This is a genomic window from Myxococcus sp. AM011 (assembly GCF_013372595.1).
In the GTDB taxonomy this organism is placed as follows: domain Bacteria; phylum Myxococcota; class Myxococcia; order Myxococcales; family Myxococcaceae; genus Myxococcus; species Myxococcus eversor.
Genome location: NZ_JABXEM010000344.1, coordinates 1 through 10057, shown reverse-complemented (window position 1 = coordinate 10057; position 10057 = coordinate 1). Strand labels below are relative to the sequence as shown.

General features: G+C 69.6%; 9 protein-coding genes. 4 read left to right on the top strand and 5 right to left on the bottom strand.

Features of this window, described 5'->3' with window-relative positions:
- Positions 1-362: 362 nt before the first annotated feature.
- From HUW62_RS42485 to HUW62_RS42470, 4 genes are all read left to right on the top strand, one after another.
- Positions 363-1085 carry a hypothetical protein gene (locus HUW62_RS42485; RefSeq protein ID WP_163868629.1) on the top strand — a complete coding sequence of 241 codons (723 nt, stop codon included), beginning with the start codon at positions 363-365 and terminating at the stop codon, positions 1083-1085.
- Positions 1086-1207: 122 nt separating this feature from the next.
- Positions 1208-1861: a metallophosphatase domain-containing protein gene (locus HUW62_RS42480; protein WP_176437683.1), complete on the top strand. Its 654-nt coding sequence runs from the start codon at positions 1208-1210 to the stop codon at positions 1859-1861.
- Positions 1862-2069: 208 nt separating this feature from the next.
- Positions 2070-3860, top strand: coding sequence for a signal peptide peptidase SppA (gene sppA, locus HUW62_RS42475; protein WP_163868631.1), 1791 nt, complete (start codon positions 2070-2072; stop codon positions 3858-3860).
- A 338-nt stretch (positions 3861-4198) separates the two neighbouring features.
- Positions 4199-5236, top strand: a complete 1038-nt coding sequence (locus HUW62_RS42470; RefSeq protein ID WP_163868632.1) for a general secretion pathway protein GspE — start codon at positions 4199-4201, stop codon at positions 5234-5236.
- A gap of 15 nt (positions 5237-5251) precedes the next feature.
- Here HUW62_RS42470 and HUW62_RS42465 read toward each other — a convergent pair whose 3' ends face one another.
- The 5 genes from HUW62_RS42465 to yidC form a co-directional block, all read right to left on the bottom strand.
- A complete protein-coding gene (locus tag HUW62_RS42465; RefSeq protein ID WP_176437682.1) occupies positions 5252-5863 on the bottom strand; it encodes a Uma2 family endonuclease in 612 nt (203 codons plus the stop codon).
- A 78-nt stretch (positions 5864-5941) separates the two neighbouring features.
- Entirely contained in the window at positions 5942-7360 is a 1419-nt protein-coding gene (locus tag HUW62_RS42460) for a tRNA modification GTPase (RefSeq protein ID WP_176437681.1), read from the bottom strand.
- A 41-nt stretch (positions 7361-7401) separates the two neighbouring features.
- Complete coding sequence (locus tag HUW62_RS42455; protein ID WP_141648817.1) at positions 7402-7629, bottom strand: hypothetical protein; 228 nt, start codon at positions 7627-7629, stop codon at positions 7402-7404.
- Positions 7630-7640: 11 nt separating this feature from the next.
- Complete coding sequence (locus HUW62_RS42450) at positions 7641-8441, bottom strand: hypothetical protein (RefSeq protein ID WP_163868721.1); 801 nt, start codon at positions 8439-8441, stop codon at positions 7641-7643.
- A gap of 29 nt (positions 8442-8470) precedes the next feature.
- Positions 8471-10057 (bottom strand): membrane protein insertase YidC (gene yidC / locus HUW62_RS42445; protein WP_255203954.1); only part of this gene is annotated, 1587 nt, incomplete at its 5' end.

The following is a 10057-nucleotide window of genomic DNA, read 5'->3' as shown; positions in this document are numbered from 1 at the left end:
GGACAGGGGCCTGGGCCCAGGCTGGAGTGGTGGCCACCAGCATCAGGGGGGCCAACAGGGAAAGCGGGGTACGACGCTTCATGCGGTCCTCGCGGGGGTCTTCAGAAAGTGCACGGCGCTTCTAACCCGGTCCGCGTCATCGTCCATCCCGGAAGCCAGCACTTCCTCCAGACAGGCGTCCACCGTGAGACAGGGGAGGGAGCGCCCGGACCCGCCCCCCGGGCCCATGCCGCGCGGGTTCGTCTGGATTTTCGGGACGACCTCACAGGTTGTTTGTCTGATTGCCACCGTGTCAGATTGGTTTGGTAGGGTGTCTTCAACCTTGGAAGCGGCATGGGGCCGCTCGGAGGGAGGCAGGCGGGATGGCGAGATACGACGGTGGGGGAGTGGACGCGGCGATCAACGACCTCTCGAGGGTCCTGGAGCGCACGCGAGTGCGTCTGGATGCGCTCGACCGGAGTCACTTCGAGCTCAAGGAGGCCATCCGGGACGGACGGAAGGCGCACCAAGAGGCCACGGTCGCAGTCGGGGAGCTGCGACGGGAGGTCACGGAGCTACGGCAGGACGTCACGGTGTTCAGGCAGGACGTCACGGTATTCAGGCAGGACGTCGGTGAGCTGAAACATGATGTGAGTGCGCTCGAGCAGGACGTGGCCGCGCTCAACCAGAAGGTGGAGACCTTGGACGCGAAGGTCCACACCTTCGGCCAGAAGGTGGAGTCCCTGGACAACAGGGTCCACACCTTTGGCCAGAAGGTGGAGTCCCTGGACAACAGGGTCCACACGCTGGAGGACAAGACCGTGGCCTTCGAGGCGAAGTTCCAGGCTTCGGACCATCGGTTCCTGGTCGTCGAGGAGAAGGTCGACGTGTTCTCCCGTGACCTCCAGGTGGTCCGCGCGGGCTTCGAGCAAGCCGTCGAGTCCCTCGCGAAGTTGAGCGAACACGTGGGTGCCTCGACCTCGGAGCTGCGTCGGGGGCTGTTCCACGTCAATGGGAAGGTCGCCCGGCTCACCGTCGACCGGGAAGACACCGAGCGGCGGCTGCAAGCCCACGAGAGCATCTTGAACAAGCTGCTCAAGAACTGACTCCCGCGTGAAGTGTCGCGGAGGGAGGACCTCGCGCCTCCCCTCGCGGCGGGTCAGTCCCATGCCGGTGTAGCGTCCGTTCCCTGTCTCGGGATTCCACGTCCGAAGAGAAGGGATTCGTAATGAGGGTGGTGCTCATCTCCGACACCCACAATCGGCACGAGGAGCTGGAGGTCCCCGCGTGTGACGTGCTCATCCACGCGGGTGACTTCTCTCGCCGGGGCAAGCAGCCGGAGCTGGAGTCCTTCCTCACCTGGTTCGCCAGCCGCCCGGCCCGCGAGAAGGTATTCGTCGCGGGCAACCACGACTTCATCTGCGAGAAGGAGCCCGTGCTGACGCGGACCCTCGCGCGAGAAGCGGGAGTGCACTACCTCGACGACGAGGAGGTGCTCCTCGGAGGACTGCGCCTCTGGGGCTCGCCGGTGACGCCGCGCTTCGGAGGCATGGCCTTCAACCGCGACCGGGGCGCGGACATCCTCACCCACTGGAACCTCATCCCCGAGGGCCTGGACGTGCTCATCACCCACGGCCCACCCAAGGGGCTCGGAGACCGGACGTTCCTCGGCGCTCACGTGGGCTGCGCGGACCTGCTCGCTCGCGTGCGGCAGGTCCGCCCGCGCCTCCACGTCTTCGGCCACATCCACGAATCTCCGGGCGAGCACACGCTCCCCGACGTGCCCACCCGCTTCATCAACGCGGCCAACTGCCACCTCCACCCGTTCGGGATGCGGCCTCCCGTGGTGCTGGAGTGGGAGCCCGAATCCCTCGCGCCCTGACTCGCGTCAGGCGTGCGCGCCGTCCCGGGAAGGGCGGCCCGTCCCCGGGCGAGGGAGCCGGGAAGTCCGGTCCTCGGCCTCCGGAGTGTTGCTCGGTCGGCGGGGGGGCCCGAGGGAACATGCAAGCATCGGCACCCTGGCCCGTTAAGTAGTAAGGACCGCGTGCCGGATTCGTGGCCCGTCTCCCAGGTACCAGGAGCTTCTTCGGATGAAACGATTTCTCATCGGCGCGCTCGCCTTCATTGGCGCGATGTCCGTCCTCTTCATGTTCGGCCTCATCGCCCTCATCGTGATGGCCTCCATGAGCCGCCCGAGCGTGCCGTCCAACCTCGTGCTGGAGATGGACCTGTCCCAGCCGCTGCCGGAGCATGTGTCGAACGACTCGCTGGCCGGTGCCTTCGGCGAGGACCCGCTCACGGTGCGCGACGTGGTGGATGCGCTGGAGAAGGCCGGAGAGGACTCGCGGGTGAAGTCGCTGGTGGTGCGCGTGGGCACCAGCCCCGGCAGCCCCGCGACGACGCAGGAGCTGCGCGACGCGGTGAAGGCGTTCCGGGCCAAGGGCAAGAAGGCCATCGCCTTCACCGACTCCTTCGGCGAGGAGGGCAACGCCACCGGCGCGTACTACTTCGCGTCGGCCTTCGATGAAATCTACATGCAGCCGTCCGGCGCGGTGAACGTCATCGGCCTCGCGTTCGAGACGCCGTTCGCCCGGGATGCGCTCGCGAAGCTCGGCGTGAAGCCGCAGTTCGACAAGCGCTACGAGTTCAAGAACGCGGTCAACAGCTACACCGAGCAGGGCTACACCCCGGCGCACCTGGAGGCCACCGAGCGCTTCGCGGGCAGCCTCTTCGGGCAGATGGTGAAGGGCATCGCAGAGGGACGCGGGCTGACGGAAGAGGCGGTGCGCGCGCTCATCGACCGGGCGCCGCTGCTCGCGCCGGAGGCCATGGACGGCAAGCTGCTCAACGGCCTGCGCTACCGCGACGAGGTCTACGCCGAGCAGAAGGAAGCGGCGGGCGACGGCGCGGAGCTGCTGTACGTGAAGAAGTACCTGGAGCGCGCGGGCCGGCCTCACACGACGGGGGAGACGATTGCCCTGGTGTATGGCGTGGGCGAGGTGTCGCGAGGCAAGAGCGGGGGCAGCCCGTTCGGCGGGGGGGCGATGGGTGGCGACAGCGTCGCGGCGGCGCTGCGCAAGGCCACGGAAGACTCGCGGGTGAAGGCCATCATCTTCCGCGTGGACAGCCCGGGCGGCAGCTACGTGGCCAGCGACACCGTGCGCCGCGAGGTGCAGCGCGCTCGCGAGGCGGGCAAGCCCGTCATCGCCTCCATGGCCACGTACGCCGCCAGCGGCGGGTACTACTTCGCCATGGACGCGGACAAGATTGTCGCCCAGCCCGGCACGCTGACGGGCAGCATCGGCGTGTACACGGGCAAGTTCGTCACCCATGGCTTCTGGGAGAAGCTGGGCGTCAGCTTCGACACCGTGGCGATGGGACGCAACGCCACGCTCTCCAGCTCCGACGCGGAGTACACGCCGGAGCAGCAGGCGCGGGTGGACGCGGAGCTGGACCGCATCTACGCGGACTTCACCACGCGCGCGGCGAGCAGCCGGAAGATGCCGCTGGAGAAGCTGCAGGGGATTGCCAAGGGCCGCGTGTGGACGGGCGAGGACGCGCTGGCGAACGGCCTGGTGGACGCGCTGGGCGGCTACCCCAAGGCGCTCGAGCTGGCCAAGGAAGCGGCCAAGCTCCCCGCGGACGCCCAGGTGCGAGTCGAGGAGTACCCGCGCAAGAAGAGCCCCGCCGAGGTGTTCTCCGCCGCGCTGGGCGAGACGGGCGACAACAGCGAGGACACCTCCGCGACGACGTCGGTCGCCACGCCCTGGGCCCCGCTGGTGGAGGCCACGCGCAGGGTGCACGGCCTCGGTGTGAAGATGGGTGTCTTCGCACCCGAGCGCGGCTCGCTGTACGCACCAGTGCCCGAGACGCGCTGGTAGCGGATCTCCATTCCCGCGCCCCTGCGTGCCCGTCGGACGCAGGGGCGTGATGAGGGAACGCCGTGGATCCAAGGGCTTGAGGGTGCTGCTCGCGCCTTCAGGCCCTTTTCCGTGCCGTCACACCGCTGGACGCGCTCCGTCTCCCGGAGGAGACGTGACGACGCGCCACGGTGGCGGGCACCCTGGGCCCTTGCCTTGCAGATGTCGTGGACGCGGAACCGTCTGTCGCCGGCGAGGAAGCCGGGACGGCCGGTGAGGGCGTAGAACTGTTTCAATTTTCCGGGACGAGTGCGTTCCCAAGGGTAGTGGCCGCAGTGGGGGGCCGGAGGAGCCGGGTCATGAAGAAGCGACTGGGGGACATCTTGCTGGCGCGTGGCGTGATTGATGCGCTGCAGCTCCACTCCGCGCTGGCGTATCAGCGCAAGTGGGGGGTGCCACTGGGGCAGGTGGTGGTGGATCAACGCTTCTGCTCGGCGGCTCAGGTGTTGGAGGCGTTGGCGGAGCAGGTGGGGATGCAGACGGTGGACCTGGAGTCCCAGCCGCCTGAGCCCGGGCTGGCGCGGTTGATTCCGGAGCGGGTGGCGGAGACGCACCGGGTGGTGCCCCTGCGGCTGGAAGGACACGCTCCTCGGGACACGCTGGTGGTGGCCATGGCCGCGCCGGGGAGCCTGGCGTCGCTGGATGCGGTGAAGAGCGTGACGGGGCGGGCGCGGGTGGTGGCGAAGCTGGCCACGGACGCGTCCATCCGCCGCGCCATCGGCCGCATGTACCGGGGCGAGACGGACGTCGCCGTCCGGCGGCCCGGCATGGAGAGCTTCTCCCTGCCGGAGGCGGACGAGCAGATGACCATGGTGCTCGGCGCCAGCATGGTGGAGCTGACGAACATGGAGGCGCCTCCCGAGCTGCCGCTGTTGTCCTCGCTGGAGGAGGAGGCGGCGCGTCCCCAGCCCGTGGTGAAGGTGCCCGCGCCGCGCGCGCCCCTGCGCTCGAAGCTGCCCACGCTGACGGCGGCCCGTCCGGAGCCGATGGCCCAGGTGCTGGTGTACGGCTGGGGCGTGGATGCGGCGGCGGGGCTGGTGAAGGTGCTGGCGGCCGCGGGACTCAGCTCTCGCGTGGCGAGCACCGAGGAGCTGCTGGCTTCGAGCGAGGCGCAGGTGGTGGTGACGCCGCTGCCGTCGCTGGAGGCCTTGGGCCGCAAGGTCCCCGCGCAGGTGGTGGTGGCGGGGAAGATGCCCGAGGTGGACCTGCCTCGCGCCCAGGCGGTGGGAGCCCGGGGCTTCCTCGCCGCCCCGGTGGACCCCGACCTCCTGCTGCGTGCCGTGCGCAGGATGGTGACGCCCTCGGGCGATGCCACGTTTCTCCGCCGCGCCAGCTGAAGGGCGCGAAAGGGCTCAGGGCACGGCGGCGAGGAGCGAGCCCTCCGCGCACAGCGAGGACTCGTTGAGCCACAGCGACTCGAGTTCCACGGGGGCGGAGGAGAAGGGTTCGGCGCGCACCAGCGCGTCGGACTCGTAGCAGCCGGTGAGGAGCCAGCCTCTCTTGACGCGCTGATACGTCTCCAGCGTGCGCGCGGCCGGGTCCACCAGCCAGACATGGGAGACGCCGTGGCGCGCGTAGAGGGGCAGCTTGCGCGTGCGGTCCAGCGCGGCGGTGGAGGGCGCGAGCACCTCGCACACCCAGTCAGGCGCCAGGGTGAGGAAGGGCACGTCCGGGTCGATGGGGGAGGAGACGCGGTCTCGACGCCATCCAGCCACGTCCGGCACGAGCACGTCGTGGCCCAGCCGCAGCTCGGGGGCGCGCAGGAAGCACCAGCGGCCACTGCCACCCCGGCGGCGGTCGAGCTGCTCGCCCAGCTCCACTCCCAGCATGAAGGCGGCGCGGGTCTGCGCGGGAGTCAGCCTGGGTGAAGCGACGAACTCCTCGTCCAGGATTTCTCCCACCCAGCCCGAGGGCAGGGCCGAGAGCATCGAGTGGTTCGCCAGGTGGATGATGCCTTCCGTCACAGCGCCTCCGAAGGTGCGTCGGTTGAGGGCGGCATTCTAGGAAGGGGTCTGACACGTCCCCGGACTGCTCGGAACGCGTCACTTGCCGATGCAGAAGCGCTGGAAGATTGCGTCGATGAGCGCCTCGGAAGCGGAGGTTCCGGACAGCTCGCCGAGGGCCTCCAGGGCGAGGGAGACCTCGCCGGAGACGACTTCCAGGGTGGACAGGCGCGACGCGGACTCCGCGCGCGCCAGTGCCTCGGCGGCGCGACGCAGGGCATCGGCGTGACGCTCGGACACCAGGGCGACCGCGGAGGGCGTGCCGCCACCCCACAGCCGTGAGACGAGGGCCTCACGCAGGGCGTCAACACCTTCGCCCGTGAGCCCGCTGACGCGGGGGCGGGGTGGAGAAACGGACGAGGGTGCTTCGACTTCGTGCCCTCCATCGGACGCGGCCTCGACTTCGCTGTCACGCTGACGCGGCGCGCTGCTGAGCACCTCCGACCCCGAGGACACGTCGCACTTGCCGTCGACGACCAGCACGTCCGTCACACCCGCTTCGGCCCGCCAGCGCTCCGCGTCGGACTCGGACGTCCCCGGTGGCAGCACCAGCACCGTCAGGTCCACGCCCGCCAGCAGCTCGCGCGTCCGGGCGATGCCGAGCGCCTCCACGCGGCCCGGCGTCTCGCGCAGGCCCGCCGTGTCGAACAGCATGACGCCCAGGCCGTTCCACTCGACGCGAGCCTCCAGGGAATCTCTCGTCGTCCCGGGCTCGTCGTCCACCAGCGCGCGCGCCTCGCCGACCAGTCGGTTGAACAACGTGGACTTGCCCGCGTTGACGGGGCCGAACAGCGCCACGCGCGCGCCCCGGCGCACCAGTCGGCCATGTCCCGCCTCGGAGAGCAGCGCCTCCGCCTGGGCCCGCAGCGCCTGGACTCGCGCCTCCGAGTCCTCGTCGGCACCCTCGGCCTCGTCGGGGAAGTTGAGCACTCCCTCCAGGTCCGCGTGCAACGAGCGCAGCGGCTCCTCCAGCGCGCGAACCCGCTCGGTGAGCGCCCCGGACAGCCCCGCGGCAGCCGCGCGCACCGCGGACTCCGAGTCGGCCGCCACCAGGTCCGCCACCGCCTCCGCGCGCGTCAGGTCGATGCGGCCATTCAGGAAGGCGCGCCGGGTGAACTCACCGGGCGCGGCGGGACGCGCGAGGCCGTCCTCCAGCGCGCGCGCCAGCAGCAACTGGAGCAGGCGCGGACTCCCGTGGGACTGAAGCTCCACCACGTCTTCGCCCGTGAAGGAGGCGGGCGCTCGGAAGTAGAGGAACAGGCCCTCATCCAGCGCGCGGCCCTGCGCATCCACGAAGCTCGCGAGGTACGCGTGACGAGGCGTGGGCTCCACCGGCACACCCGGCGCCAGGCGGCGTCCCACCTCCAGCGCGGCGGGTCCGGACAGCCGGAGGATTCCCACGGCTCCAGCGGTGGGAGCCGTGGCCAGGGCGACGATGGTGGAGGTGGCTGACGTCATGTGGGCTGGGGAGCGGGTGCTCCCCTCCGCTCACGGGAACTCTAACGAGGCCCCATCGGGGGAGTGGAACCACGGGCGGCCTTCTCGACGGCCTCGCGATTCTCCTCGATGTACTTCTCCACCGCCCCGTCTTCGATTTCCAAGTCCCGAAGGACTCCGGGGTACACGAAGCGGAAGGCGGGAGACTCCTCATCCCCGCGCAGGCGGAAGCTCATCTTCAGCACCGCCGCGCCGTACAGCTTGTCCTTGAGACCCTTCGCCTTGCCCATGCACCGCCCTCTCACTCGTCGACGTCGTCCTCGTCATCATCCGGCAGCAAGCTCCGCTTGGGCAGCGGCGCCGGCTTCTCCGGAGTGAACACCACACGGCGGTTGCGACCCTCGCCCTCGGCCGACACCTTCAACCCCGCGACCCCTTCTACAGCCTTCAGGACGCGCGCGCGGTCGTCCTGTTTCATCGCGGCGAGCGCGTAGAAGCGCCCCAGGCTGGCGGACTTCTCCGCGAGCCGCCGGACCGCCTCTCGCAACGCCGCATCCTCTTCCACGGCCACCGAGCGCTCATCCGACTCGCCGCCCGCCGCGCCCTTGGGCGCAGCGCCTCGAGCCGCCGGAGCCTGGGCCGCTCCTCCCCGAGCCTGCTTCGCCTGCGCGGGAGCCTGGGGCTGCTGCGCCTGGGCCTGCGCCCGAGGAGCCGCCGCCGGAGCGGGAGCCGCCGTGGCCGCGCCAGCCACGGGAGCGGACGCCTGCGCGGGGGCCTGCTGCTGCGGCTCGCGACGCTGCCGGGGCTCCGGGTGCGCGCCGCAGCCCAGCACCACCCAGCGCCGCTCGACGCCGGGACGGTGCAGCATCTTGTTGAGCAGGAACTGGAGCGAGTCCAGCACCTGACTGCGGCGGCCCTGCTCCACGCCGGGAGGAGGGCCCGCCTCGAAGTGCAGCGCGACGGACAGGCTGCCATCCGCCGCGTCCTGCATGTCCAGGCGCGCCGGGAAGCCCATCAGCCCGAAGATGTCGCCGAGGAGCGTCTCCACGCGCGGCCGGAAGTCCGGGGCCGGAGTGCCACCCGGGCCCGGAGCACCAGCCACGGGGGCCTGCTGAGGAACCTGCTGTTCGCTCACTTGCGTTTTCCTCCCGCTGTCGCCACCGCGGGCGTTCCGCCGCCAGCCTGGGGCTTGTTCTTCCGGTCCAACCACTTCCGGAGCCCGTACTGCTGCCCGATGGAGAGGATGTTGTTGGTGAAGATGTAGAGCGACAGGCCCGCCGGGTACTGGAGCAGCGTCAGCGTGAAGATGCCGGGCACGAACCAGGTCATGATTTTCGCCTGGGTCGCATCCATCATCTGCGGCTGCATCTTCTGGGTGATGATCATCGAGATGCCCAGCGCCAGGGGCAGCAGGTACGTGGGGTCCTTGTAGGTCAGGTCCCTCCAGATGGGACCGAAGAAGGGCTCACCGTACAGGTCGAAGCTGTTGCGCAGCGCCGTGAAGAGCGCAATCCAGACCGGCATCTGGATGAGCAGCGGGAGGCAGCCGCCGAGCGGATTGACCTTCGCCTCCTGGTACAGCTTCATGATTTCGAGGTTCTGCTGCTCGCGGTTGTCCGCGTGCTTCTTGCGGATCTCCTCCATGCGCGGCTGGAGCTTCTTCACCTCTTCCATGCTGACCATGGAGCGGTAGGTGAGCGGCAGCAGCACCAGCTTCACCACGACGGTGAGCAGGATGATGGCCACGCCCCAGTTGCCCGTCAGGCCGTGGAAGAACTTCATGATGCCCAGCAGAATCTTGCAGATGACCGCCCAGATGCCGAAGTCGACGGTGTCCTCCAACTTCGGGTGGAACACCGTCTCACCAAGTCCCGCGGCCTGACGCAGCTCGGGCCCTGGCACCACGGCCATGAGGTCCGGGTCCTTGGGGCCCAGGTAGCCGCCGAGCCGCAGCGTCACCGTCTCACCGGCGCCCACGCTGAGCGGGAAGGCCGCCGTCACCTGCCGCGCGGTGGGCGTGGCGGTGAGGATGCAGTGGCCGGGGCGCGGCCCGTCCAGCGGGTAGAGCGCGGACAGGAAGTACTGCTGGTTGATGCCGAAGTAGTGGATCTGCCCCTTGGTGTCCTCGGGCTTGTCGTCGCCCGGGTTCATGTTGTGGAGCTTCTCGTCCACCCAGCACGCGGAGCGGCTCAGGTTGCCCACGCCGCCGAAGAAGGACGGCGCGTGCTCGAAGTTCGGGTCGATGGCGCGGCCATAGTGAACTTGAAGTTCGCCGTTCTGCGGCTGTCCGGAGGTGTTCTTCACCTGGATGGTGTACGTGAGCTCGAAGCCCTCGCGCGGCCACTGCAGCACCTTCACGACCTCCCACGGACCCTGGCGGCCGGTGAAGGTGATGGACTCGGACTCGCCGCCCTTCTTCTCCTCCACGGCGTAGGGCACGTTCCTGGGCAGCGGGCTTTGGCCTTCAATCGTGACGGACAGGGGCAGCGGCTCGTTGGGCACCGGCTGCGCCAGGTTCATCTGCGGCGCGGGAGGCACCTCCTTGCCCACCAGCAACTGGAAGCCCTGGGACAGCGTGAGCGAGTGCTGCTCTCGCATCTTCACGCCCTGAAGCTGGGCCTCCGTCAGGCCCGCGCCCTGCGAGGAGAAGCGGTAGACGGACTCCTTGCGCATCAGCTCCACCTGCCGTGCGGGCGGGGGAGGGGTGGCGTCGGAAGG

Excerpts from the sequence above, each read along its gene's own strand:
- HUW62_RS42485 (WP_163868629.1), top strand. The coding sequence starts at position 363 with ATGGCGAGATACGACGGTGGGGGAGTGGACGCGGCGATCAACGACCTC.
- HUW62_RS42480 (WP_176437683.1), top strand. The coding sequence starts at position 1,208 with ATGAGGGTGGTGCTCATCTCCGACACCCACAATCGGCACGAGGAGCTG.
- sppA (WP_163868631.1), top strand. The coding sequence starts at position 2,070 with ATGAAACGATTTCTCATCGGCGCGCTCGCCTTCATTGGCGCGATGTCC.
- HUW62_RS42470 (WP_163868632.1), top strand. The coding sequence starts at position 4,199 with ATGAAGAAGCGACTGGGGGACATCTTGCTGGCGCGTGGCGTGATTGAT.
- HUW62_RS42460 (WP_176437681.1), bottom strand. The coding sequence starts at position 7,360 with ATGACGTCAGCCACCTCCACCATCGTCGCCCTGGCCACGGCTCCCACC.
- HUW62_RS42455 (WP_141648817.1), bottom strand. The coding sequence starts at position 7,629 with ATGGGCAAGGCGAAGGGTCTCAAGGACAAGCTGTACGGCGCGGCGGTG.